Genomic DNA, 26,849 nt, shown 5'->3' with positions numbered 1-26,849 from the left:
TCAACTGTTGCACTTAAAGTGTATATTCAAGAGATAAAAAATTGGGGAAATGATTCATTTTTTGAAAGAGTAATTTATATTTAATTCTTTTTATATGATATCAAAATCAATTTATTTAAAATAAGGAACAGTTACCACAAAAATAGGAAACTATTTTGTGTTTTTGTTCTTTGTTTTTTTGTGGGCTTGAACGCTTTGTGCCACACCCTTTATTCACGGTGTTCCCAAAGTAGCTTCTTCGGTAATAAGCCCTCTTTTCTTAAAAATATGAAAAGCTATTTTTGTCAGTTGCTCATTATTTTTTCGAAGCTAAACGCTTTGCGCCACAACCTTTTTAAGTTTCCATTTCATTTCAAAAGCAAGGATGAAACAAATCTCGAAATACGGTATAATGAAAAGGTATGACAATAATAAAAAAGAGGTGGCTCTTTATGAAAAAAATTTTAGTTGTCGATGACGAAAAGCCGATTTCGGATATCGTTAAGTTTAATTTAACAAAAGAAGGTTACGATGTTTACACTGCGTACGATGGCGAAGAAGCCTTAGAAAAAGTCGAAGAGGTAGTACCTGATTTGATTTTATTAGATTTGATGTTGCCAAAAATGGATGGGCTAGAAGTAGCACGAGAAGTTCGTAAAACTTATGACATGCCGATCATCATGGTAACTGCAAAAGATTCTGAAATTGATAAAGTTTTAGGATTAGAACTTGGTGCGGATGACTACGTGACAAAACCGTTTTCGAATCGAGAATTGGTAGCTCGTGTCAAAGCCAATTTACGTCGTGGCGCAGCAGCTGCAAAAGAAGTGGAAGAGGTAACACCATCAGAACTAACAATTGGTGATCTAACAATCCATCCAGATGCTTACATGGTAACGAAACGTGGCGAAACAATTGAGTTGACACATCGTGAGTTTGAGTTGCTTTTCTATCTAGCAAAACATATTGGACAAGTAATGACACGTGAGCATTTACTACAGACTGTTTGGGGTTACGACTATTTTGGTGATGTCCGAACAGTTGATGTTACTGTACGTCGTTTGCGCGAAAAAATCGAAGATAATCCAAGTCACCCGAACTATTTAGTTACGCGTCGTGGCGTCGGTTACTACTTGCGTAACCCAGAACAGGAGTAATCAATGAAGAAAAAGGTCCGCTTTTTTCGATCAGTCAATTTTAAAATCGCCATTACATTTATTTTGATTTTATTGATTTCGATTGAAATTATTGGTGCGTATTTTATACGTGGTTTGGAGCGCTCCACGATCAACACTTTTATCAAAGATATGAATCAGACAGTTGTCTCATTAGCTTCAACAATTAGCCCTGAGCTTAGTCGAAAAGATACGGCAGATCCAGATGAGGTCAATGCGAATATCAAACGTTTTATCGAAAATAGTGCTTCAAGTGATATTATCGAAATTCGTGTGGTTGACGAAAAAGGGATCATTCGGGGGACAACGGATGTAAGTGAACAAAGTTCTATCGGTAAGAAAAATGATTATGTAGCCGTTGATGATTTTACTACTAAACGTTATGTCGCACTTGATTCAGATGACAAGCGGGTAAATATTAATGTTCAGCCTATTCTGTCCCCGACCGGCGATGCCGTCATCGGGGCTCTTTACGTCAAAAGTGATATTGAACAAAAGTACTCAGAAATTAGTAACACAGCGATTATCTTTTTCACGGCTTCTCTGATTGCGGCATTCATTTCCATGATTGTGTCGGTCTTAGTTGCACGTTCGATTACACAACCAATTGGCGAAATGCGCGAACAAGCTATCCGCATTGCGCGGGGTGACTATAGTCGAAAAGTAAAAGTCCATGGACAAGATGAATTGGGGCAATTGGCAGATACTTTTAACCAGTTGGCTGAACGAATCGAAGAAGCACAAGATACGATGGAAGCTGAACGAAATCGGTTGGATAGTGTCCTTTCGCATATGACGGATGGGGTCATTGCAACCGATCGTCGAGGAAAAGTCATTACGATTAACGATATGGCTTTATCGTTGTTAGATATTAAAAATGAAGAGGCAATTGGTCAGTCTATTTTGACCTTGCTTGACATCGAAGAAGAATATACGTTGCGTAAATTATTAGAGAATCCAGATGAAATGGTTCTCGATCGTTCAACAGGCTCCACTGAAAGTGACCAAATGATTTTACGCGTTGATTTCTCCATGATTCGTCGTGAATCAGGCTTTATTAGTGGTCTGGTAGCTGTCTTACATGATGTAACTGAGCAAGAAAAAACAGAACGTGAACGTCGTGAGTTTGTTTCCAATGTTTCCCATGAACTACGCACACCGTTAACAAGTATGCGTAGCTATATTGAAGCGTTGAGCGAAGGCGCGTGGCAAGACGAAGAAATTGCACCGAACTTTTTGAAGGTCACTTTAGATGAAACAGACCGAATGATTCGGATGATCAATGACTTATTGAATCTTTCTCGAATGGACACGGGAAACACACAGCTGCAATTAGAATACGTCAATTTTAATGAGCTAATCAATTTTGTACTTGATCGTTTCGATATGATGGTTGGTAATCAAGAAAAAAAATATGCGATTCGCCGTGAATTTACCCAACGAGATCTCTGGGTTGAAATAGATACTGACAAAATCATACAAGTAATCGACAATATCATGAATAACGCTATTAAATATTCTCCTGATGGAGGAACGATTACTTGCCGTTTGTTAGAAACACATAATAACGTTATTCTAAGCATAACTGACCAGGGGCTAGGTATCCCTAAAAAAGATTTGACTCGAGTATTCGAGCGTTTTTATCGTGTAGACAAAGCTCGGGCACGTGCTCAAGGCGGAACAGGTCTTGGCTTAGCGATTTCGCGTGAAGTAGTTAAGGCACACCGAGGCGCCATTTGGGCAGAAAGTAAAGAAGGTCAAGGTTCGACTTTCTATATTTCATTACCATATGAACCATATGAGGAGGACTGGTGGGAATGAAAATTTCAGGGAAAATCATCCGGATTGGACTAGTTTTGATGGTTGCACTGAGTTTATATTTCTCCTATGTCATCTGGCTAAGTCCTGCTGGAAAAGAAACAGTGAATGTTGACGAAACGAGTTCACAAGTGATGACTGAATCACAATCAAATCGAAAATCTTCAGAAATTTTTTTACCACTACACGTGACGTGGGTCCAAGGAGAAAATATCCAAGAAACAAATAGTGAAAACTTAGTTTCGCGCCTGCAAACAGTAATCGGTAAAGCTCGTTTTGGTAAGCTTTCAGAAGTGGTTACAGGAGATAAAACTGAATTTGATCAGAAAAAGGAACTTTCGGAAGGCTTTGAGTTAACTTATCTAGCACCATTTTTGTTACAAGAATATATCCAAGCATTTGGGTTGAACTTAGATGTAAGTAATCTATCTGATGATACAGAGATGATTTCTTTTACTTGTATTCAGTTTGATGAAAAAAATAAAAAAATTCGTTTCTTGGATTTTGTTCATCAAACGATTTATGAAGCTAACCTTTCTTTAGACTGGGAAGACATCAAAAAAGAGTTATCTTTTGATGAAAATAAATGGACTAAAATGTCTAAAAAAACATCTGTGATTGCTCATCAATATGATACAGAATCACCAATTAAGTTAAAAAAATACAGTTATATTTTATCGCAACAACCGTACACACTTTTTCGAAATGCTTTCTTTCAATCCCCAGATGAAGTGAAAAATAATGATGAAAGCAGCGAACTGATTTTTTATGGTGGCAATGAAACGATGACGATTCATTCTGCCAGTCAAGTTGTAGATTTTCGTGGAGAGTTATCTGATACAAATAATAACGGAAATATTTACTCGAAAAGTTTTCCATACATTAGTAAAATTGGCAGCAACTTAGGAAATCTTCATTATTTTGATCGTACGGATAATCAAATTGACTATCGGATTTTTGTTGAAGGATTCCCAGTGTTTGGCACGGATAGTAAAGGCAAAGTTGGTATAACGATTAATGGTGAAGCTACTGAAAAAACGCAAGTTAACATTCAGACCAGCTTAAATGCAATCCAAGTACCTATTCCTTCAGACGAGTCAGTGGAATTGGCTAGTACGGCAGACGTTATTCAACAATTAGTTACCCATGGTGCGGAAAAGGAAGAACTTGAATCAGTCATTATTGGTTACACGTGGCAAAATATCAAAGAAACGAACCGGGTCGTAGACTTGTTACCAGAATGGTATGTGAAATATCAAGGGAATTGGTACTCCGCCAGTGAGTTGTCTAACAAACTAGCTGAAATGGGGGCGAACTAAGTGGACTTTAAAAAAATTGAATGGATTTTTTTCCTAGCTTTCTTAGGCCTCAATGTTTTTTTATTCAGCAGTTATCACGAGGCAATGAATCAAGAAAACAATGTGATACGTTCAGACCAAACAGAATCGCTGCAAAATCGTCTAGCTAGTGATGATATTTCTTATTCAGGAAATATTTCTTCTGAGAGTAAACAGGGATACTATTTAAGTGCCGAACAAAGCGATCTTGGTACGGTCTTAGCACAACACCGAAAGAAGAATCCAACAGGGCTACTTCGTAGTGGAATCACTTTTGATGGGCTGTCGACTTTAACGAAGACGTTCACTGCTGAAGAATCTGAAAAGTACAAAATCGACAACAAACAGACCAAACATTCGATTACAGAATTTTTGAATAGTCAAAATAACGTACTTTATGGTGATGAATATGAATTTATGTCGAATTTCTCCACATTAGAAGGAAATTCACTAGAAATTGAAGCAAGCCAGTCCTATGAAGGAATCCCATTTCATGACGATACTGCTGAAATCAATTTTATAGTGGAAAAAGACGAGGGTGTTTATAAACTGACGAAATATACCCAGACGCACTTAACAAACATTGAACATCTACGTGAAAAAATGGATCTATATTCAGAAGAGGAAGCAATCCAAACGCTTTATGTGAATAATAAGATTCCTAGTTCTTCAAAAATTTTGTGGCGTCAACTTGCTTATTCTTGTATCGTGAAGGTTCGTGAAAAAAATGTATATGTTCCAATTTGGTATGTGGCTATTGAAACGAGTGATAAAAGTGTTCAAATTGAATCAGTCAACGCATTCAGTAATACGATTGTGACAAATAATGTGGTTCCAAAAGTGGAAGATAATTAAAAAAGTAGGTATAATGAAAAAAGTTTACAGTGTGAAGAAGGGAAGTAATAAATAAATGGTCGAAGAAAAACCAGCTTTTAAAATCAGTATCCTTGCGAGTGGGAGTTCAGGAAACTCACTTTATTTAGAAAGTGAGAAGAAACGACTATTGGTGGATGCAGGTCTTAGCGGGAAAAAAATTACTTCCTTGATGGCTCAAATTGATCGTAAACCTGAAGATTTAGATGGCATTCTAGTAACGCATGAACATCGAGATCACATTCATGGTGTAGGTGTGCTGGCGCGGAAATATCATTTAGATGTGTATGCCAATGAAAAAACGTGGGAAGCAATGTCGCCATTGATTGGCAATGTCCCCGTCGAGCAAAAACATTTATTTGAAATGGGAAAAGTCCAAACTTTTGGGGATGTAGATATTGAAAGTTTTGGTGTTTCGCATGATGCGGCTGCGCCACAGTTTTATCGTATCTACAAAGAAAATCATTCATTTGTGATGCTAACGGACACTGGTTACTGTAGTGATTATATGCGTGGAATTATTGAAAATGCGGACGGCTATCTAATGGAAAGTAATCACGATTTAGAAATGTTGCGAATGGGTTCTTATCCTTGGAATTTAAAACAACGAATTTTGGGAGATCGTGGTCATTTATCAAATGAAGATGGTGCATTAGTGATGACTGATGTAATTGGTAATCGGACAAAACGCATCTATTTAGGTCATTTGAGTAAAGAAAACAACTTGAAAGAGTTGGCGCATTTGACGATGGAAAATACGTTAAAAGAAAAGGATTTTGGTGTGGGTTCTGATTTTGATGTGTACGATACGGATCCTGATCAGGCGACGGAATTGTTTTCGATTTAAAAAGGTTGTGGCACAAAACGTTCAGCTCCGACTAGATAGCGAACAGTCATTCAAAATAGCTTTCCATATTTTGATATGGATGCAAGCTATATCGAGGAGCTGTTTTGGGAACACCGTAAATAAAGGTTGTGGCTCCAAGCGGTTAACTCCGAAAAAATAATGAGCAACTGACAAAAATAGTTTTTCATATTTTTATGGGAAGAGGTCTTATTGCTGAAGAAGTTGCTTTGGGAACACCGAAGGTAAAGATTGTGGTGTAAAACGTTAAGTAACAAGATGCTTTCTAGCAATCTGCTTTCTATTAAGAACATAAAGTATTCATTCCAAATAAAAAAGGTGCAATCGGTTATTTTTAGCTAACCGGTTGCACCTTTTTTATTTTAACTGCTTTATTGGCTCACGACACTAACATGCTCATTCTCATGTTTATCTGCCAGTACTTCGTCAATCAAAGCAATGGCATAGTCTGCCATGCTGACAACGCTTTCTCCCTGTGCATTCTTATGAAGAAAGTCATCATCTAGTTGATATTTTCCTGTTCGTTCGCCTGTTGGATTGAAGAACGCAGCTGGACTGATATAGGTCCAACGAAGTCCTTTTGTGTCTTTTAAATGAACAAGTGCTTGCGACATATGGAAAGCTGTTGGATAAAAAGGTGCGTCTTCTGGTACTTGGTCAATCATACGAGTTGTTTTTTCTGGATCAATAAATAGAGAAGAAGCACCACCAACGACAAGTAAACGAGTCGAAGTATTCGCTAAAATTTTTGCTAAGTGTGCAAGGGATGTTTGATGCATTTCTTTCTTACCTACAGGTGCATTGAACGCATCAACAACAACGTCAAAAGGAGCAAGGTCTTCAGTCGTCAAATCGTATAAATCCTTTTCAATAAATGGAACACTTACTGTTAATTTTTTGGCATTTCTGACAATGGCTGTAACGTCAAGATGACGAGCAAGAGCCTCCTTCAAAATCAATGAACCTGCGTGACCAGTTGCGCCAATAATTGCTATTTTCATCAAAAAACCTCCTATCATTTCCTTTATTGTATGAAGTTATGTCACTTGGGTCAAAGGATTGGTTTTTTATAGAAGATTTCAACACCAGACTTTCTTTTATAATTATTGCTCTGTTATAATTAAAAGATAATGAAAGGAGGGGGAGCCGTGTTTGAAGCAGAAAAAATCAAGCAACTGAATGAGCTGGAGATGATTGTTTATAATTACTTGATTGCTCATTTAGAAGAAGTGTCAAAAATGACGATTCGTCAATTGTCAGATGCATGCCATGTGTCAACTTCGACGATTTTACGTTGCTGTAACAAATTGGGCTTACAAGGCTTTTCTGAGCTGAAATTTGCAATAAAAAATTATCAAACACAAGCAAAACAACAGATGTTTGAACAATTTTATGATGCAACGGTTCAGGTAGATTCTTTTTTGAAAAAGGTCAATAATGAAAGTTATCGAATCGTTTTGGAGCAAGCAGTCCAAATGATTTTAGAAGCCCGTCATGTTGCTTTTTCTGGAATTGGTACAAGTGGTGTCCTTGGATTATATGGTAGTCGTTATTTTATCAATTTAGGGTTGAATGCCTATAGCATCACTGATCCGTTTGCTCCAGTCCCTTCTCGCGGATTAGAAAGTACATTAGCAATCATTTTGTCTGTATCAGGTGAAACGGTTGAAATGATTGAAAAAACAGAGGATTTTAAACGCTACGGTGCAAAAGTTCTTAGTATTACAAATGATGAAACCTCGACGATTGCTCGTTTGGCAGACTATAATTTGTCTTATTATATGCCAGAAACAAGAGGAAAAGAGGAATCGCTAAACCTGACAACACAAGTTCCGGTGGTGACTTTATTAGAAATGTTAGCGCAAAAAGCGAGTCAAGAAATAGAAAGAGCGCATTAGCCTGTTTTTTTTGTTGGAACATGTTCCTTCAGAAGGCTAAGCTCTTTTTTTCTTTGTACAGGTTAGTTATAGTTATATATGTAAACGGATACAAAAAAAGAAAGGAGTATAGAATAGGATTTATTGGATGAAATGCACTTATTTTTTATTGGATGATTTTTTTAATTTAACTGGATAAGGAGAGAAGTATTATGAATGAATGGATTAATGAGAAAGTTTTACCTCCGGTTTTAAAATTTGTTAATACGAAACCTATTACTGCGTTACGTAATGGGATGTTATACACAATGCCGTTCACAATTGTTGGCTCGGTTTTCTTACTACTTGCTAACTTCCCCGTCACAGCAGTTTCAGAGTGGGTCAACAATTCTGGACTCGCAGTTTATTTTAACCAAGCGTATGGTGCTTCATTTGCTATTATGGCAATTTTTGCAGTAGTTGGGATTGCTTATTCTTACGTCAAAGATGAAGGCTTTGAAGGGCTACCAGCAGGGATGATTGCATTGGTTATCTTTTTACTAACGATGCGTTCAGATGTGACGGATGCAGAATCTGGTGTTGTAATTGGTAACGTAATTGATAAAGGTTGGACTGGTGGTCAAGGGATGATCAGTGCAATCTTGGTTGGTCTATTTGTTGGTTGGGGCTACACTTGGTTCCTAAAAAGAGATATTCGAATCAAATTGCCAGAGCAAGTGCCGGATAACGTAGCAAACTCATTTACAGCGTTGATTCCAGCAGCTGTTTTGATTACCTTTGCAATGCTTGTATATATTTTCTTTGATGCAGTCTTCAGCACAACAATGATTCAATGGATTTATGAAGTAATCCAAAGCCCAATGCAAGGTGTAACAGATTCACTTGGTGGTGCGTTGATGCTTGGTTTCTTAGTTCCATTCTTATGGTTCTTTGGAGTACATGGTTCAACAATTGTTGGTGGGATCATGGGACCAATCTTACAAGCAAACTCATTAGCAAACACAGAGATTCTTGAATCTGGTAAAGCATTGACCGTTGCAAATGGTGGACATATTGTTACGCAACAATTCTTAGACCAATTCATGACAGTAACAGGTGCTGGGATGACGATTGGTGTTGTGATGTTCATGGTTTTCTTTGCAAAATCAGCACAGTTCAAACAGCTTGGACGTTTATCTTTAGCTCCAGCTATCTTTAACATTAACGAACCAATTATTTTTGCAACACCAATCGTAATGAACCCGATTATGGCGATTCCATTTATTGCGACACCAGTTGTTTCTGGTGTGATTACTTACTTCGCTTTGTATACAGGATTAGTTCCATTGTTTACAGCTGTACAAGTACCATGGACAACACCACCAATTATTTCAGGATTTTTAGTAGGTGGCTGGCAAGCGGCGTTGTTACAAACATTTGTTTTAGCAATTGGTTTCTTTATCTATTTACCATTCGTGAAGAAAATTGATGCAATGAACTATGCACAAGAAAACGATCTTTCTTTTGCAGAAGCAGATCAATTAGAAGAATCACAAGTTTTATAAACGATTTTACAAATTAACGAGAAATGAGTCGATCGTATGAGCGTGTTGAGAAAAGGATTTTTATGGGGCGGTGCAGTAGCAGCCCATCAATTAGAAGGTGGTTGGCAAGAAGGTGGCAAAGGTGTTAGTGTTGCTGATGTTATGACTGCTGGAAAAAACGGTGTGGCAAGAAAGATCACAGATGGTGTGATTGAAGGCAACTATTATCCTAATCATGAGGCAATTGATTTTTATCATCATTATAAGGAAGATGTTCGTTTATTTGCTGAATTAGGTTTGAATTGTTTTCGGACATCAATTGCCTGGAGCAGAATTTTTCCAAAAGGTGATGAATTAGAACCAAATGAAGCAGGGTTACAATTTTATGATGACCTATTTGATGAATGTCTAAAATATGGGATCGAACCGGTTATCACGCTTTCCCATTTTGAAATGCCTTATCATTTAGTAAAAGAATATGGTGGTTGGCGAAATCGAAAAATGATTGAATTTTTTACTCGGTTTGCGGAAACTTGTTTCACTCGTTACCAAGAGAAAGTGAAATACTGGATGACCTTTAATGAAATCAATAACCAAGCGAATTTTCACGAAGATTTTGCACCATTTACTAATTCGGGCATTCGTTATGAAGAAGGCGAAGATCGCGAAGCAATCATGTATCAGGCTGCACACTATGAATTAGTGGCAAGTGCGCAAGCGGTAGAAATCGGACATCGGATTAATCCAGATTTTGAAATTGGTTGTATGATTGCCATGGTGCCAATCTATAGTTACTCATGTAGTCCTAATGATATGATGGCAGCAACAGTTGCGATGCAAAGACGTTATTGGTTTACTGACGTGCATTGTAAAGGTCGCTATCCAAGTTATATGGATGCGTACTTTAAACGAAAAGGATTTGAATTAGATCGAACAGCAGAAGATGCCCGTATTTTAAAGGTAGGGTGTGTCGACTATATCGGCTTTAGTTACTATATGTCGTTTGCAATCAAAGATCATGATAAAGCACCAACTTTTGACTATGATGAAGCAGCAGACTTAGTAGAAAATCCTTATGTGAAAGCATCTGACTGGGGATGGCAAATCGATCCTATGGGTTTGCGTTACGCAATGAACTGGTTCAATGAACGTTACGAAAAACCATTATTTATTGTGGAAAATGGGTTTGGTGCAATTGATGAGATTGGGGAAAGCGGACAAGTCGAAGATGATTATCGCATTGAGTATTTGCGAGAGCACATTGCTTCAATGAAAGATGCTGTTGAATATGATGGTATTGATTTAATGGGCTACACGCCATGGGGATTCATTGATTTGGTTTCTGCCGGGACAGGAGAAATGAAAAAACGTTACGGCTTTATCTATGTTGATAAGGACAACGAAGGAAATGGAACATTGGCAAGAAGCAAGAAAAAATCGTTTGATTGGTATAAGGAAGTTATTGCCACAAACGGTGAAACATTAAGCTAAAAAAACTGCGACAAAATCGTTTAAGATTTTGTCGCAGTTTTTAATTGAAAGCAAAAATTATTTTTGGATTAACAACTGTACAACGATGACCAATGTATTCATACCTACATGTGTAATCATTGAAGTCCAAATTCGACCAGTTGATTTATACAATAAACTAAAGAAGAAACCTAAGAAAAAGTAAACCAATAGATGACCATCTGCATGTGCAACAGCAAAAAGTAGAGAACTGATTACAGCACCTACCCAAAAATTCGAGTAGTGACTAACGAGTCCTAGAATACTACGACGAAAAACAAGCTCCTCCATGATTGGGCCACCAATAGTCGTTGCTAGAATAAATGCGGGTGCTTTTAAAATCATTTGGATGATGTTTTGCGTATTTTCAGATGGAGCGCTTTGACCAAATAAGAAAGTTTCGATTCCGACAGCCGCACCTTGTAAAAAGATTGCTATCAAAATACCACCTAATCCAAGTAAAATGATTTCAGGAACACTTGCTTTAGGGACATCTGCCTCTATTGTTAAAGGTTCCTTTTGTTTGAAGTACAAAAACAGCAGCAAAACTGCTCCTAGTAAATAAGTAATAGTCATGGCCGAAATCAAACCAGTCGAAGAGGTAACAATACCTGTGATTCTTAAAAGGGCAGGTGAAACAAAGACTAAACCGTAGCAAAAAATGCTTAGTAGACTATATTTTTTTAATGACATGAAATTCCTCCTTACAGGCTCTTATAAAAGATGACTTACCTGTGTTAGTAGACAAGATTTATTGGTAATTATACCATACGAAAGTTGTTCGCCAATGAAAATAAAAAATCAGATTTCTTTGATTTAAAAAGCTTGCAAAAAAGGAGCAGAATGAGTATTATTAAAAATGTAGGTTAGCACTCGAAAGGTAAGAGTGCTAACGGAACTAAAAATCGTGTTATCGGAGGGATTTATCGTGTTAAAACCATTAGGTGACCGCGTCATCATCGAAGTCGCAAAAGAAGAAGAAAAAACTGTTGGAGGAATCGTCTTAGCTTCCTCTGCCAAAGAAAAACCACAAACTGGTAGAATCGTTGCGGTTGGTGAAGGCCGTTTATTAGAAAACGGTGAAAAAGTTCCTGCCGCTGTTAAAGAAGGCGATCAAGTAATGTTTGAAAAGTATGCTGGAACAGAAGTGAAATTTGAAGGTAAAGAATATTTGATCGTTTCAGGTAAAGATATCATGGCGATCGTTGAGTAAAACAAGATAAACAAAATTTATTATTGAGGTGAAACCAATCATGGCAAAAGAATTAAAATTCGCAGAAGACGCACGCGCAGCAATGCTTCGTGGCGTAGATAAATTAGCTGATACAGTAAAAGTTACCTTAGGTCCAAAAGGCCGTAATGTTGTTTTAGAAAAATCTTATGGATCTCCATTGATTACTAATGACGGGGTAACAATTGCAAAAGAAATCGAATTAGAAGATCATTTTGAAAATATGGGTGCAAAATTAGTTTCTGAAGTTGCTTCAAAAACGAATGATATTGCTGGTGATGGTACAACTACTGCTACTGTTTTAACACAAGCAATCGTTCGTGAAGGCTTGAAAAACGTAACAGCCGGCGCTAATCCTTTAGGCATTCGTCGCGGAATTGAATTAGCTACAAAAGCGGCAGTAGAAGAATTACACAATATTTCAACAGTTGTTGATTCAAAAGAAGCAATTGCACAAGTTGCGGCTGTTTCTTCTGGTTCAGAACAAGTAGGTCATTTGATTGCGGATGCAATGGAAAAAGTCGGCAATGACGGTGTCATCACAATTGAAGAATCAAAAGGGATCGAAACAGAACTAGATGTTGTTGAAGGAATGCAGTTTGACCGTGGATATTTATCACAATACATGGTTACTGATAATGACAAAATGGAAGCTGTTTTAGATAATCCATATATCTTGATTACAGACAAAAAAATCTCAAATATTCAAGATATCTTGCCTCTATTAGAACAAATTTTACAACAATCTCGTCCATTATTAATCATTGCAGATGATGTAGATGGCGAAGCATTACCAACATTAGTATTGAATAAAATTCGTGGAACATTTAACGTAGTTGCTGTCAAAGCACCAGGATTTGGTGACCGTCGTAAAGCGATGCTTGAAGATATCGCTATTTTGACAGGTGGTACAGTAATCACTGATGATCTAGGTCTAGAATTAAAAGACGCAACTGTCGATAACTTAGGAAATGCTTCAAAAGTTGTTGTTGATAAAGACAATACAACAATCGTTGAAGGTTCTGGCGATAAAACAGCAATTGACGCACGCGTTCAATTGATCAAAAATCAAATTGCTGAAACAACTTCTGACTTTGATCGTGAAAAATTACAAGAGCGTCTAGCTAAATTAGCTGGCGGTGTTGCAGTAGTCAAAGTTGGTGCGGCGACTGAAACAGAATTAAAAGAATTGAAATTACGTATTGAAGATGCATTGAATGCTACTCGTGCTGCCGTAGAAGAAGGCATGGTTTCTGGTGGTGGTACTGCATTGGTAAATGTTATTGGAAAAGTTTCTGCAGTAGAAGCCCAAGGTGACGTAGCAACAGGAATTAAGATTGTTGTTCGTGCATTAGAAGAACCAATTCGTCAAATCGCGGAAAATGCTGGCTATGAAGGTTCAGTAATCGTTGATAAACTGAAAAATGTTGAACTTGGTACTGGGTTCAATGCTGCAACAGGCGAATGGGTAAACATGGTGGAAGCCGGAATCGTTGATCCAACAAAAGTAACTCGTTCTGCATTGCAAAATGCTGCTTCCGTTTCAGCATTGTTATTAACAACAGAAGCAGTTGTTGCAGATAAACCAGAACCAGCTGCACCTGCTGCTCCAGCAATGGATCCATCAATGATGGGCGGCATGATGTAATCACTACTTTCAATTCATAAAAATTGAAAGTATAACAAAAAAGAGGCACATCCTGTTCAAAGGGGGTGTGCCTCTTTTTTGTGCCTATTTTCTTTCGAGAAACAACATCTTAAAAAGAAATACGATTAAATTAGATTTAAAAAATTATCTGAGGAATAATTTTTATCTTCGTTCATATGGCTGCACAGCTTGCTGTTTGTTCTTACTAGAAAAAACTACAAGAAGTAGAAAAAATTTCTGTTGCTTTAGCTTAGTTATTAACTCTAAATAAACAAAAATCGTTTAGTACGTCTTCTTCATGGCCCAAAATAGTCGTCTGTGTTGTTTAGTAGGCACATATAAAAATATATGCTATATTTGTAATATCATTATAATGTATGCGCATACATTATAGGTGATGCAACTAAAACTTAGGAGGATGAAGATGGACGGATTGATGAAGTGGATGGAAAAATATATTTTACCTGTGGCAACAAAAATAGGGTCAGAAAAGCATTTAGTCGCCTTGCGAGATGCCTTTATTGGTACGATGCCAGCAACAATGGCTGGTGCAATCGCAGTTTTGCTCAATGCTTTCATGCGCGATTTTCCTAATACCTATTTAGGAGAGGGCAATGCAATTACAACCTTTTTTACACCTGTTATTGGTGTAAATGGATTGATTTGGAATGGAACATTGGCGATTATGGCAGTTGTATTTGCACTTTCTTTAGGCGCAAATTTGGCAAAAGCGTATGAAGTTGATCCTGTGTCAGGAAGTATTGTTTCATTAGTCGCTTTTATCATCGGATTACCGGATGCCGCTACTGCAGTTTTGACATTACCAGAGAAGTTATCAGAAGAAGCTTCGACAATGATCACTACAGCAGGTGGAGTTCTTTCTGATGCTGCAGAAGGTGGCCAAACGCTCTCGATGGGCGCATGGGGTTATTTTAACTTTGGTAAGTATATGGGTGGATCGGGTCTTTTTACTGCAATGATCTTTGGATTTATTTCAGTCATTATTTTTGCTCTTTTAATTCGAAAAAACATTATTATCCGTATGCCGGACTCTGTACCACCGGCTGTTTCTAAGGCTTTTGCTGCAATCATCCCTGCAGTGGTTTCCTTGTATGTTGTTGGAATTATTAACTATTTATTCAAACAAACGGCTGGTGTTCCTTTAATCGACTGGATTTCTGAAGCAATCCAAAAGCCTTTAATGCATCTTTCACAGGGCTACGGCGCAGTATTTATCATTGTGCTACTTGTTCATGTTCTCTGGTTCTTTGGGCTTCATGGAACGAACATTATGTCACCAGTACTACAAACACTTTATGGAACTGCTATGGTTGAAAATACGAATGCTTTTCAAAATAATGAGCCAATTCCGTTTAAGTGGGTAGCCGGCTCTTTTGAAGCTTTTGTCTGGCCTGGTGGTGCAGGTGTGACTTTAGTATTAATTGTAATGATTCTTTTCTTATCAAAACGTGCGGATTATAAAACAGTTGGGAAACTAGGTATTGCTCCGGGTTTATTCAATATTAATGAACCAGTGATGTTTGGTTTGCCGGTTGTACTAAATCCGTTATTAATGATTCCGTTTATTTTAGCGCCTTTAGCTACTGCCACTATTGCATACTTCGCAACGATGGCGGGATTTGTAAGACCTGTAGTTGTCAATGTAATCTGGGTCATGCCAACGATTATTAGTGGTTTCTTAGCGACTGCTGGAGATTGGCGTGCCATTGTGTTGACGATTGTGAATTTGCTTGTAGCAGCATTGATTTGGGCACCATTTATTCTTGCGGCAAATAAGTTAGACCCTAATTTGGGAGAAACAAACGAAACAAACTGATTGCACTGAAAAAGTTGTTAATAAGTATAAAAATAATCCAAGCAAACAGTATTTCCAACTTGTTTGCTTGGATTTTATTTAACCAAAACTTTCCGCTTGCTCTGGGACGCGTTTCATAAACTATACTCGAGCTATCAAGAAGGAGGGCTTACCTATGCATACTTATGTGAAAGTTTTGGGAACATCAAGCACTTGTTTTTACGCGTTGGTAGATTGTAATGAAAATAAACTAGTTTTAAAAAGTTTTCAAGGCCTGAACAAACCAATGAGAGAAGAAATCGATGTCAATCAGTTAACGAATTTAACAAAAGATACATTTTGGGGCGGACAGCGAATTAGTTTTTATTATCAAGAAAAGTTGTATCAGTTTTATGAATGTGGGCCGGCTGTGATAGACTATCTACAAGAAAAACTTTTCGTTTAAGGTAGGTGAATCATCATCGTGGCAACTATTCGAGATATCGCACGTTTAACAGGTTATTCCGTCTCGACTATTTCTCGAGTTATTAATGAACACCCTTATGTGGATGAAAGAAAACGAGCAGAAATTTTAGCAGTTATGAAGGAACTAGACTATATTCCTAATGCAAATGCACGAACATTAAGCTATGGAGAAACCAAAAATTTAGGAGTCATTTTGCCATACACCAATCATCCATACTTTGATCAGTTGATTAGTGGAATTACTGAAGCCGCTTTCGATTCCAATTATAAAGTCACCTTGTTACCGACAAATTATCAAGCAAGTCGTGAAAAAGAGTATCTCGAAGAGTTTGCAGCAAAAAGATTTGATGGCTTGATCGTAACCTCGCGTGCTCATTCGTTAGAAAAATTGAAAGCGTACCAAAAATATGGCCCTATTATTTTTTGCGAAGAAATCAAAGATGAAAAATCAAGCTGTGTCTTTATTGATCGGGAACAATCGATTACGGAAGCATTGAAATTTTTACAAAAAGCTGGTGTCAAAAAACTAGGTGTTACTTTAGGAAGGAGTAGTCGACTTAGTTTTAATTCTAAGATTACCTTGCAATTATGTCGGAAAGTCTATTCGAATTTTGAAGAAGAAATGGTTTTCTGGGATTGTATTGGTTTGGAAGATGGGATCAAGGCAGGTGCTTTTTTTAATGAGCATCCAGTAGATGGCATTTTTACGAATTCAGATATGGTTGCAGCTGGTATCCTTAAAACATTTCCGAAAGGTCGAGCACCTAAATTAGTTGGCAGAGACAATCTGTATGTGAGTGATCTCTTAAATTTTCCCACTATTGATCATCACTTGAAGCAGTGTGGTGAAATGGCGTTTCACTTATTTTTGAAAAGACAACCGGAACAAATCAAGATTCCATATGAATTTATTCAAAGATAAAGAAAGTTTAAACAAACTAATAGCAAAAATAATTAGTGATTGTAAGAGGTTAGGCTAGAAATAATAAAAAAGACTGAATTAGCTTTACGTGATTCCTCAAAAAGTTCAATTGTAAAATTGGGCTTTTGGAGGGCACTGGAGTAAGCTACCTCAGTCTTTTTCTTCGGTAAAAATTAGAACAGATTGGATTGGAATAAATGTTTCGCCTATTTCAATAACTGATAAGGGTCAGAAAGTAATAATTATTTGCTGGTGTAATGTTGAATGATTTCATTCAATGCTTGGGTTGCACCATTCCCACTTCGTTCATCATAATAGGCGGTAAAACGTTCATCTGCCACATACATTTGTCCTAATCCTTGGTGAGCTTGTGGCGTATAAGTAGGCCAACTAAATGTTAGCCATTTTTTATGTGCGTCAAAAATGGCTTTTGCTAGTGGTTGATCCACTCCTGGCTGTGTAAGATAAGTTGTTAAATCAGCTAAAAGCTGTGACTCAACTGTTTGCATGGCTTGGAATTGTTCCTCAGTCATGTTCGCCCATTTTTGATTGGCTTTCGCAACTGTTTTTTCGCCATACGCTTCTCGAATCTCTTGCCCAAATTTTTCTTCATTTTCGCTGATTTTTTGTTGCTTGAATCCTGCAAATTTTTCTTGGTCTGACATAGTTATTCCTCCTTCGTAACTAGTAAGTGTTTTTTGTACAGTTGTCAAAAGGGCGTCAATTTGCGCTCTTTTTTTTAATAGAAGTTTTTGATGTTCAAGTAAAGCTTGGTGCTGATCAAAGTCTGGTTGGTTTAGTAATTCCTGAATTTGTTCAAGTTTGAACTCAAGTGAGCGATAAAATAAAATCTGTTGGAGTCGATCAATTTCATTTGCTCCATAGATGCGATAACCAGAAGAGTTAATCCTAGCTGGTTTGAGCAACCCAATTTCATCATAGAAACGTAATGTTCGGGGGCTAACACCTGATAGCTCTGCTATTTTTTTGATTGTATATTCCATTTTTTCCCTCCTGACACTTGCTAGAATACTCCCTCACGTAACGAGAAGGTCAAGGAAAAATTTCAAAATCCTATTAAAAATTATGTTATACTATTTCATAAGAAAAGGAAAAGGAGAAATCAATGAACATTGTTTTTTCAGATATTGATGGAACGTTTCAAGAGTTAGGAAAAGAAATTCCGCCGATTAATCGCGAAGCTATTCAAGCGTTACAAGCCAAAGGCGATCATTTTGTTTTTGTTACCGGACGCGGATACGACTTAGTCAAACAAATGAATGATGAATTATTAATTGATTGTGATGTTATTTTTGGAAATGGTGCAGGTATTAAGAAAATAGGCGAACCTGAACGTTATACTAGTACACTGACACATCAAGAAACAACAGAAGTAATCAACATTTTAGAAGAACAAGAAATTTTACACTTTATTCATACAAATCACGGTGTGGTGATAAGACCTACGAAAGAGTACACGAAACAGCTAAGTGCCTTGAGAGAATCATTAGAAAAACTTGGGGAGCAAGGCAAACGAATTATGGATTACAAGGAACAATATTTTGAAAACGATTGCGTACATACGGAAGATATCGCAAAGTATCTTTCTGAAAGACCTGAAACAATCGTGGTCAAGATCGAATTGATGGAAGCAGATGATGCACGTCACGAGGCGATTCGATCTTCTTTACAAGAAACAGAATTGCTTGTGTTCCATTCATTTATAAAAACCTTGGAAATTGTACATCCTGATAGTACAAAAGGAAGTGCCATCACCAATTATTTATCTGATTATCCATTAGCAACCAGCTATGGTATCGGAGATGGAGAAAATGATTTGGCTATGTTAGCTGTTGTTGATGTGCCTGTTGCTGTGGAAAATGCCGCAACCAATGTGAAAGAAAGTAGTCATGTGATTGCGCCTAGTTGCAGTGAAGGTGGCGTCGGCCGGTTTATTTTTGAACATATTTTATAATTAAAAAGAAAAAGAGGGATGAGATGAAATTAGTTGAAACACCAATAAATAGTAATCTAAATATCAAGACATTTTACCCAAAAATAGTGGATTTCTTTTTTGGAAATCAGGCAATTAACTACTATAAGTTCTATTCGCTAGATCGTACACAAATTTTATATGTAGATACGTATGATAAAATCCAGTTGGTGATGATTAATACGAAAAAGAAAATTACAAAGCAAGAAATCGACTATGCTATTCGTCGAATCTTGAAAGTAGCACGCGAAGATGTGACCGTTCACATTGGTGTCAAACAAGAATTGGAACGGGCTGGCCTTCAATTCAAACGTCCAAATAAAGATATTGTGATTATTGAACAAAATGTAACAAATGCCTAACAAAAAGGGACTGGGACGAAACTAAAAATTCAGTCGTTCTTAATCTATCTTTCAATGCAAAAAAGCCTAAAATCAACGTTTTAAAAAACGAATTTTAGGCTTTTTTTCTATTTAGGCTGCTTTTGTCCCAGACTCTTTTTATTTTTGAACGATATCCTTCCAAAAATGAAAATATTGTTCAGCCAAGCAAATTGTTGAAATCTGTTCCCACTGGATAAAATGTTCATCAAGATAGAAGCCATCAGGTGTGATGCTTGGTTGAACCAATCCTTCTGCATAACTATGGTCCAAACGTTCAACAATAATTTTTTGCTTTGCGATATAAGCAGTGATAATAACTGTTTCAAAGTGCTGTGTAATTGTACGCATAACAGCCTCCTTATCTATACTGTCCAAGTAGATTGCGCGAATAAATGAATGGATAACTACAATGAATTGAAGTCTTCAACAAATTTATTAGAACATATGTTCGTTTCTCTGTCAATCAATTCATCAAAGAAAAAATGAAAAGGAATAAAGAATATCAAGCTGATATTTTCGGAAAAAAATCAAGTTTTCTTTTCCTATTTCGTTTTTTTGATATAATGGTTAGGAAATGAAAAATTGCCAAGAGGAGTATTAAACAGATGAATAAAATTTACCCAGATGACAGTTTGACGCTACACACTGATTTGTACCAAATCAATATGATGCAGACATACTGGGAATTAGGTCGTGCAGATCTACATGCCGTTTTTGAATGTTACTTTCGAGAAATGCCTTTTAACCATGGTTATGCTGTCTTTGCTGGTCTGGAACGTTTAGTTCAATATTTAGAAAACTTAACTTTCAGTGAATCAGATATTGACTACTTACGAGAAGTGGGTAACTATCCAGAAGGCTTCCTTACTTATTTAAAAGAATTTGAATTTAAAGCAACCGTTCGTTCAATGCTTGAAGGCGAGATCGTCTTTAACAATGAACCACTTATTCAAGTCGAAGGACCGTTGGCACATTGCCAGTTGGTCGAAACAGCACTGCTGAATATGGTCAATTTCCAAACATTGATTGCTACGAAAGCAGCCCGAATCAAATCCGTTATTGGTGACGATCCACTATTGGAATTTGGAACAAGACGTGCGCAAGAACTTGATGCGGCGGTTTGGGGAACACGTGCAGCCTTCATTGGTGGTGCCGATGCGACAAGTAACGTGCGTGCTGGGAAAATTTTTGGTATTCCTGCGAGTGGAACTCATGCTCATTCATTAGTTCAGTCATATGGAAATGACTATGATGCTTTCATGGCTTACGCGAAAACACATAAAGACTGTGTCTTTTTAGTAGATACGTATAATACGTTGAAGTCAGGTGTGCCAAGTGCGATTCGAGTGGCGAGAGAAATGGGTGATAAAATCAATTTCCAAGGTGTTCGCATTGATAGTGGTGATATGGCGTATATTTCAAAACGTGTGCGTGAACAATTAGATGCAGCAGGCTTTACTGAAGCAAAAATCTATGCTTCTAACGACTTAGATGAAGCAACGATTCTAAATTTAAAAATGCAAAAAGCAAAAATCGATGTTTGGGGTGTGGGCACTAAGTTGATTACAGCTTACGACCAACCTGCACTAGGGGCTGTTTTCAAATTAGTATCTATTGAAAACGAAGAAGGAAAAATGATTGATACCATCAAGTTATCTAGTAATGCAGAAAAAGTAACAACGCCAGGGAAAAAACAGGTTTGGCGTATTACACGAAATTTTGACGGAAAATCTGAAGGAGACTATGTCACGTTATGGAATGAAGATCCTCGCAAGGAAGAGGAAATCTTTATGTTCCATCCTGTTCATACGTTCATCAATAAAACGGTACGTGATTTTTCGGCACGTCCGATGTTACAAGATATTTTTGTTGAAGGAAAGTTGGTCTATTCATTACCTTCGCTAAATGAAATTAAAGACTATGCACGTGAGAACTTGGACTCTCTATGGGAAGAATATAAACGTGATTTGAACCCACAAAAGTATCCAGTTGATTTATCAACAGAGTGCTGGAATCACAAGATGTCTATTATGGAACGAATGAAAAAAAGCGTTGCTGATCTACACAATGAAGCATGATTGAAATCACTGAGGGGGAACAAACATGAGTTTACAACAAGAAATTATTCAAGAACTAGGTGTGAAACCTATAATTGATGCACAAACAGAAATTCGTCGAAGTGTGGACTTTTTGAAAGACTACTTAAAAAAATACCCATTTATCAAAACATTTGTTTTAGGAATCAGTGGTGGACAAGATTCAACTTTAGCTGGTCGTTTAGCACAGTTAGCAATGGCTGAAATGCGTGAAGAAACACAAGATGACAGTTATCAATTTGTTGCTGTTCGCTTACCTTATGGCGAACAAGCTGACGAAGAAGATGCAAAAGCTGCATTGGATTTTATTCAGCCCGATGTGAGTTTACGTGTTGATATCAAACCTGCTGTGGATGCACAAGTTGCCTCATTGAGTGAAGCAGGTGTTGAAATCAGTGATTTTAATAAAGGAAATATCAAAGCACGTCAACGAATGATTACTCAATACGGTGTTGCTGGTGCAAAATTTGGTGCTGTCTTGGGAACAGATCATGCTGCAGAAAATATTACAGGATTCTTTACAAAATTTGGTGATGGTGGGGCAGATATTTTACCACTTTTTCGTTTGAACAAGCGACAAGGAAAAGCTCTGTTAAAAGAACTAGGTGCGCCAGCAGAATTGTATACAAAAATTCCAACGGCGGACTTGGAAGATGGGAAACCATTAATTGCAGATGAAGTTGCTTTAGGTGTCACTTATGATCAAATTGATGATTATTTAGAAGGAAAAGAAATTCCTGAACATGCACAAGAAACCCTTGAAGCTTGGTGGGATAAAACAAAACATAAACGTCATCTACCAATTACGGTTTTTGATGATTTTTGGAAGTAAGACAAAGCTGTAAAAGAAGTCGGAGGATTTTTAAATCTTCCGACTTCTTTTTTACTTATTTGAGCTAGCTATGCTCGCAAATGCCGATAAATGAGACAGAGAATTACAGAAACCGTTATAATAAAAGAAGAGAACAAGCTAGTTTAAAAAATAGGATTTGAATAAGGTTTGAATGATTCATAAGGGCGAGTAAGCTTGAAGGAAAAGCCAATTATAAATTTTAAAAAAATGTGTGATTGTACAGATTGGCTAAGCGATGAAACACGAGCAGTCGATTTTGATTATAAAAAATTAAAAATAATTATTTAGAAGGTGAACGAAAATGAGAAAAGAAATCAAACTAGTAATGAGTGATATTGACGGAACGATTTTAACTAGCGAACACAGAATTGATAACAAATTAGCTGGTCGTTTGAAACAACTAAAAGCTAGAAATATTCCTTTTGTTTTGGCATCTGCCAGATCTCCTAAAGGAATGCATGACATTGCGAAAGTATTGGAAATCACTGAATACCCAATGGCTTGTTACAATGGTGCTTTGATTGTCAGAGAAGGAGAAGACGACCCGTTTCAACAAATTTTTAGTCAAGAATTGAATGTAGGAGAAACACTTCAGCTCATTGAACTTTTAACGAAAAAATTTAAAACTATCTCAATTAGTTTGTATTCAGGAAGCGACTGGTATGTGGAGTCAGTTGACGAGTGGGTAGAGCAAGAAGCTGCAATCACGAAACTTGAACCAATTGTAGCCAATCTTAACCAATTACTTTTAGAACAAAGACTGCCAGTTCATAAGCTATTATTGATAGGATCAACTTCAGAAATTGAGCAACTAAAGGAAGTTTGCGAATCATTAAATCTGGAAACTAGTTCGTTTTATTTATCAAAGGAAAATTATCTGGAAGTTACTCACTATCAAGTATCGAAAGAAAAAGCGTTAACGATTGTGGCAAACCACTATCAAATTCCTTTAGAAAACACGATGGCAATTGGAGATAACTTTAACGATCTGCCTATGATCAAATTATCTGGAATGGGAGTGGCAATGGGCAACGCACCGGAAGAAGTGACTAAAGGGGCAACCATCCAAACAGCGACTAATGATGAAAATGGTGTGTCAAAAGTATTGTTGAATCAGATTCTTTTGCAAGAAATTTGATTGTATTTTTTAAGTGAAGAAAATAAATTATTTTGCTTGGGAAGCTAATTGGATAACAATGGTTGATTAATAGAAGTTAATTCTTGTCTAAATTTCTGTAATCAGAGATACTGATAAAAAGGAGGCGATTTTATGTACCGGATTTCTTTAGTTGATGATATTGCCACGGAACAGATGAAACAATTGGAAGAGCCATTTTTTGAACGGACAGATAAAAAGGATGCGCACGGCTTACTAGTAAGAAGTTCTATTGTTGAAGAAGACTGGATTGGATCAGAATTGTTAGCAATTTCAAGAGCTGGTGTTGGGGTCAACACGATCCAGGTACAAAAAGCCACCGAAAATGGCACGATTGTGATGAATACGCCTGGCGTTAATGCAAATGCAGTCAAAGAACTAGTATTAAGCTGTTTGTTTTTATCTGTTCGCCCGGTTATCAAAGCAAGCGAGATGGTTCAAGCTTTAGAGGGAGCAGACTTGTTAGAGCAAGCAGAAGCAAACCGAAAACCGTTTGTAGGTCAAGAATTACAAGGAAAAGTGATTGGTTTACTTGGATTAGGTTCAATTGGAAGAGAAGTTGCTCGAATTTGTTATGAATTAGGCATGGAAGTTTTAGGCTATGCTAGAAGAAATCACGAGTTAGACTATGTTGAGCAATTACCCTTGCCGGATATTTTACGATTGTCTGATTTCGTCGTGATTATGCTACCTTCAACGCCGGAAACAAATGGGCTGTTGGGGAAAGAAGAGTTATCTTTAATGAAAGAAGAGGCTATTTTAATTAATGTGGGACGAAGTGGAATTGTAGATAATGCAGCACTTTTACAAGTGATTGAGGATGGAAAACTGGCAAAATACATAACAGATTTTCCAGCACAAGAATTTTTAGGAAATGAAAAAATCATGATGCTTCCGCACATTGGTGGGTCCACAAAAGAAGCTTTAGCGGATAGCAGTCGGGAAGCTGTTCGAGCATTACGAAACTATCTGCTGTTTGGAACAGTTCGTTCATCGGTGAATTTTCCAGCTGTGCGAATGGTCTTTCGTGCGCCGTATCGTTTTACGATTTTTTATCAAAAAAGACAAGGAATCTTATCGGAAGTTTTTAAAATTTTGGAGGAAAATGATTTACCAATTGGTAATATGACGCGTAACCAGAAAGAGGATTACGTTTATACACTGATTGACATTGAGAGTACAGATGTCAAAAATTTATTAGAAGCTAACCGTCAGTTAGAAACGATTGCGGATGTTAAACGTGTACGGTTATTAGTGCGTCCACAAGTTTAATCAAGTTATTTTTATTTCTTTAATTAGCCGATGACCGCTTTACTTTCAAATTTGATGCTACTAAAATAAGAGAGTGAGTCAAATTTAAAATAATCGTTTAAGTTCATAAAGTAGGCGATGAAGGAGCAATTAATTGAAGAAAAGAATAAATAATCTTTCACTTAAACAAAAGAGTATCATTCGAATTAGTTTGACTACGATTGGCGTGATCGCTTTAGTTGTATTGAGTAATTTATTTTTACAATGGTGCCAAAATGATTTGTCCTATGACTTAGCATTGAAATTTGCGTTTTCTTGGCATACAGAAAAGTTTATTTTAGCTTGCTTAGTTTTATTCGTTTTTCTGGCCTTCCTCAGCAGTGTTGCAGGATCGGTTCTGGTTGGATCTATTTTGTATACAACGATTATCGGCATTTTAGGTGTTGCTGACTATTTAAAAATGAGTTATCGACAAGAGCCTATTTATCCTGATGACATCAAAATGATTACGGAACTTAGTTTGTTGAAAGAGATGGCAGGGGGAACGACATTTTTTATTTTAATGGGAATTACTGGTTTAGTAATCATTTTATTTGCTTGGGGGCTATACCGGAGTTTCAAAAAAGGGCGTCGTTTTCAGGTCGTACGAGGAACTGTCTTCGTTTTATCTGCTATTCTATTGATGTACATTGGTAGTTTTAATAACCCGAATAATCTCTTACGAAAAGCGTACAACAAAACAGCTTTGTGGATTCCTTATAGTCAGAAAATGAACTACTATAATACAGGATTTATTGGCGGGTTTCTTTACAATCTACAAGTTGAAGCAATGGATGAACCAAAAGGCTATTCCAAAGCGAAAGTGGCAGAAATCACTAAGAATTATCAACAAATAGCTGATAAGAAAAATCAAACAGTTGAAGAAGAGCAACCAAACATCGTTTATGTGATGAGCGAAAGTTTTTCTGACCCTAGTCACTTAAACGGAATCGAAGTTTCAGGAAATCCACTGCAAGATTATTATGACATTGCGAATCAAACCTATAGTGGCAAAATGTTGTCCCAAAATTATGGGGGTGGAACTGCAAATATTGAGTTTGAAGCGTTAACTGGTTTTTCAATGGAACTATTTAATGCACAATTAACAACTCCGTACACGATGTTAGTTCCTAAAATGACAAAATTTCCATCATTGGTTTCCAATCTAGCAGCGCAAAATTATCAAACAACAGCGATTCATCCCTATAACACATCAATGTATAAGCGTGAAGATGTGTATGATGTTTTGGGATTTGATTCATTTATCAGTGAAAAAGAAATGAATTACACAGAAAAACTCCAAAACAATCCTTATATTTCAGATAAAGCCGCTTATCAAGAAGTTTTATCTATTTTAAAACAGCAAGATTCACCACAATTTGTTCATCTAGTAACGATGCAAACACATATGCCTTATGGTGGAAAGTATTCAGATATTGCTTACGATGCTCAGGCAAGTGACGGCAGTGACACCGATAATTTAACCAACTATTTGCAGGACGTTGCCTATAGCAGTGAGGCACTGAAGGAATTTGTTGATAGTTTACAAGATGTTTCGCGAAGAACCCTAGTTGTTTTCTGGGGAGATCATCTTCCTGGTATTTACTCAGAAGTAGTGCAAGGAGCAAACGATGAGCAGACTTTACATGAAACACAATTTTTAATGTTTGATAGCGAAGGAAAATTAACAAATCAAGCTACTCATGATGCAATCAGTAGTCCATTTTATTTTGCAGCTAACTTATTGGAACAAACGAATCAAGCAACAACAGGGTTCTATCAATTGCTATTGGAAATGGAGCAAGTTTTACCTGCGTTTGAAAGGGGCTTATATTATCAAAATGGGCAGTGGCGTAAAGAGGCACAACTGAATGAGCAACAAAAAAAATTATATGAAGACTATCAAATGATTCAATATGACATCGTTTCTGGTAAACAATATAGTTTACAGGCTAGTTTTTTTGAAAATAGTGATTGAAGTGAAAAGAAACAAGGCGAGAAATAAGCTTGTCATAAAATAGTAAAAACAGGTACAATAAA

Annotated in this window: 24 protein-coding genes; 20 read left to right on the top strand and 4 right to left on the bottom strand. The window is 37.0% G+C overall.

Features of this window, described 5'->3' with window-relative positions; all coding sequences use genetic code 11:
• Positions 1–431: 431 nt before the first annotated feature.
• The 5 genes from yycF to RV17_RS09830 are packed head-to-tail and all read left to right on the top strand — an operon-like array spanning position 432 to position 6,029.
• Positions 432–1,136, top strand: coding sequence for a response regulator YycF (gene yycF, locus RV17_RS09850; protein ID WP_067482900.1), 705 nt, complete (start codon positions 432–434; stop codon positions 1,134–1,136).
• Between the two features lie 3 nt (positions 1,137–1,139).
• Positions 1,140–2,975, top strand: coding sequence for a cell wall metabolism sensor histidine kinase WalK (walK, locus tag RV17_RS09845; protein ID WP_067482899.1), 1,836 nt, complete (start codon positions 1,140–1,142; stop codon positions 2,973–2,975).
• Entirely contained in the window at positions 2,972–4,291 is a 1,320-nt protein-coding gene (locus RV17_RS09840; protein ID WP_067482898.1) for a YycH family regulatory protein, read from the top strand. The genes walK and RV17_RS09840 overlap by 4 nt, the downstream gene beginning before the upstream one ends.
• On the top strand, positions 4,292–5,164 hold the full coding sequence (locus tag RV17_RS09835; protein ID WP_071869118.1) for a two-component system regulatory protein YycI: 873 nt from the start codon (positions 4,292–4,294) through the stop codon (positions 5,162–5,164).
• A gap of 55 nt (positions 5,165–5,219) precedes the next feature.
• Positions 5,220–6,029: an MBL fold metallo-hydrolase gene (locus RV17_RS09830; protein WP_067482895.1), complete on the top strand. Its 810-nt coding sequence runs from the start codon at positions 5,220–5,222 to the stop codon at positions 6,027–6,029.
• Positions 6,030–6,418: 389 nt separating this feature from the next.
• Here RV17_RS09830 and RV17_RS09825 read toward each other — a convergent pair whose 3' ends face one another.
• A complete protein-coding gene (locus RV17_RS09825) occupies positions 6,419–7,048 on the bottom strand; it encodes an NAD(P)-dependent oxidoreductase (RefSeq protein ID WP_071869117.1) in 630 nt (209 codons plus the stop codon).
• Between the two features lie 147 nt (positions 7,049–7,195).
• On the opposite strand from RV17_RS09825, the gene RV17_RS09820 reads away from it, so the two are divergent.
• From RV17_RS09820 to RV17_RS09810, 3 genes are all read left to right on the top strand, one after another.
• On the top strand, positions 7,196–7,945 hold the full coding sequence (locus tag RV17_RS09820; RefSeq protein ID WP_086270683.1) for a MurR/RpiR family transcriptional regulator: 750 nt from the start codon (positions 7,196–7,198) through the stop codon (positions 7,943–7,945).
• Positions 7,946–8,136: 191 nt separating this feature from the next.
• A complete protein-coding gene (locus tag RV17_RS09815) occupies positions 8,137–9,468 on the top strand; it encodes a PTS sugar transporter subunit IIC (RefSeq protein WP_067482886.1) in 1,332 nt (443 codons plus the stop codon).
• 36 nt (positions 9,469–9,504) lie between these two features.
• Positions 9,505–10,938, top strand: a complete 1,434-nt coding sequence (locus RV17_RS09810; protein WP_067482885.1) for a 6-phospho-beta-glucosidase — start codon at positions 9,505–9,507, stop codon at positions 10,936–10,938.
• A 57-nt stretch (positions 10,939–10,995) separates the two neighbouring features.
• Here RV17_RS09810 and RV17_RS09805 read toward each other — a convergent pair whose 3' ends face one another.
• Positions 10,996–11,649, bottom strand: a complete 654-nt coding sequence (locus RV17_RS09805; RefSeq protein WP_071869116.1) for a CPBP family intramembrane glutamic endopeptidase — start codon at positions 11,647–11,649, stop codon at positions 10,996–10,998.
• Positions 11,650–11,884: 235 nt separating this feature from the next.
• On the opposite strand from RV17_RS09805, the gene groES reads away from it, so the two are divergent.
• The 5 genes from groES (at position 11,885) to RV17_RS09780 (ending at position 17,038) form a co-directional block, all read left to right on the top strand.
• Positions 11,885–12,169 carry a co-chaperone GroES gene (gene groES / locus RV17_RS09800; protein ID WP_071869115.1) on the top strand — a complete coding sequence of 95 codons (285 nt, stop codon included), beginning with the start codon at positions 11,885–11,887 and terminating at the stop codon, positions 12,167–12,169.
• A 40-nt stretch (positions 12,170–12,209) separates the two neighbouring features.
• Positions 12,210–13,835, top strand: coding sequence for a chaperonin GroEL (gene groL / locus RV17_RS09795; RefSeq protein WP_067482882.1), 1,626 nt, complete (start codon positions 12,210–12,212; stop codon positions 13,833–13,835).
• Positions 13,836–14,259: 424 nt separating this feature from the next.
• Positions 14,260–15,672, top strand: a complete 1,413-nt coding sequence (locus RV17_RS09790; RefSeq protein ID WP_067482880.1) for a PTS sugar transporter subunit IIC — start codon at positions 14,260–14,262, stop codon at positions 15,670–15,672.
• Positions 15,673–15,826: 154 nt separating this feature from the next.
• Positions 15,827–16,096 (top strand): hypothetical protein, encoded by a 270-nt coding sequence (locus RV17_RS09785; RefSeq protein ID WP_067482878.1) that lies wholly within the window; start codon positions 15,827–15,829, stop codon positions 16,094–16,096.
• Between the two features lie 18 nt (positions 16,097–16,114).
• Positions 16,115–17,038 (top strand): LacI family DNA-binding transcriptional regulator, encoded by a 924-nt coding sequence (locus tag RV17_RS09780; RefSeq protein ID WP_067482876.1) that lies wholly within the window; start codon positions 16,115–16,117, stop codon positions 17,036–17,038.
• A 242-nt stretch (positions 17,039–17,280) separates the two neighbouring features.
• On the opposite strand, the gene RV17_RS09775 is transcribed toward RV17_RS09780, so the two are convergent.
• Positions 17,281–18,042, bottom strand: a complete 762-nt coding sequence (locus RV17_RS09775; protein ID WP_071869114.1) for a MerR family transcriptional regulator — start codon at positions 18,040–18,042, stop codon at positions 17,281–17,283.
• 122 nt (positions 18,043–18,164) lie between these two features.
• Here RV17_RS09775 and RV17_RS09770 point away from each other — a divergent pair, with 122 nt between their 5' ends.
• Both RV17_RS09770 and RV17_RS09765 read left to right on the top strand, forming a co-directional pair.
• Positions 18,165–19,013: an HAD-IIB family hydrolase gene (locus tag RV17_RS09770; protein ID WP_071869113.1), complete on the top strand. Its 849-nt coding sequence runs from the start codon at positions 18,165–18,167 to the stop codon at positions 19,011–19,013.
• Between the two features lie 23 nt (positions 19,014–19,036).
• The gene (locus RV17_RS09765) at positions 19,037–19,393 is read left to right on the top strand and encodes a DUF1827 family protein (RefSeq protein ID WP_067482872.1); all 357 of its coding nucleotides are present in this window, start codon (positions 19,037–19,039) and stop codon (positions 19,391–19,393) included.
• 138 nt (positions 19,394–19,531) lie between these two features.
• Here RV17_RS09765 and RV17_RS09760 read toward each other — a convergent pair whose 3' ends face one another.
• Entirely contained in the window at positions 19,532–19,762 is a 231-nt protein-coding gene (locus tag RV17_RS09760; protein WP_067482870.1) for a hypothetical protein, read from the bottom strand.
• A gap of 257 nt (positions 19,763–20,019) precedes the next feature.
• Here RV17_RS09760 and RV17_RS09755 point away from each other — a divergent pair, with 257 nt between their 5' ends.
• The 5 genes from RV17_RS09755 to RV17_RS09735 all read left to right on the top strand — a co-directional run bounded on the left by RV17_RS09755 (position 20,020) and on the right by RV17_RS09735 (position 26,787).
• Entirely contained in the window at positions 20,020–21,492 is a 1,473-nt protein-coding gene (locus RV17_RS09755; RefSeq protein ID WP_071869112.1) for a nicotinate phosphoribosyltransferase, read from the top strand.
• Positions 21,493–21,517: 25 nt separating this feature from the next.
• On the top strand, positions 21,518–22,342 hold the full coding sequence (gene nadE, locus RV17_RS09750) for an ammonia-dependent NAD(+) synthetase (protein WP_067482866.1): 825 nt from the start codon (positions 21,518–21,520) through the stop codon (positions 22,340–22,342).
• Positions 22,343–22,664: 322 nt separating this feature from the next.
• Positions 22,665–23,501, top strand: coding sequence for a Cof-type HAD-IIB family hydrolase (locus RV17_RS09745; protein ID WP_067482862.1), 837 nt, complete (start codon positions 22,665–22,667; stop codon positions 23,499–23,501).
• 132 nt (positions 23,502–23,633) lie between these two features.
• On the top strand, positions 23,634–24,791 hold the full coding sequence (locus RV17_RS09740; protein ID WP_071869111.1) for an NAD(P)-dependent oxidoreductase: 1,158 nt from the start codon (positions 23,634–23,636) through the stop codon (positions 24,789–24,791).
• Positions 24,792–24,924: 133 nt separating this feature from the next.
• Entirely contained in the window at positions 24,925–26,787 is a 1,863-nt protein-coding gene (locus tag RV17_RS09735; protein ID WP_071869110.1) for an LTA synthase family protein, read from the top strand.
• Positions 26,788–26,849: the final 62 nt, after the last annotated feature.

Origin of the sequence: Enterococcus thailandicus, from assembly GCF_001886265.1 — a bacterium.
Taxonomy (GTDB): Bacteria; Bacillota; Bacilli; order Lactobacillales; family Enterococcaceae; genus Enterococcus_B; species Enterococcus_B thailandicus.
This window is presented reverse-complemented; position numbering and strand designations above follow the sequence as displayed.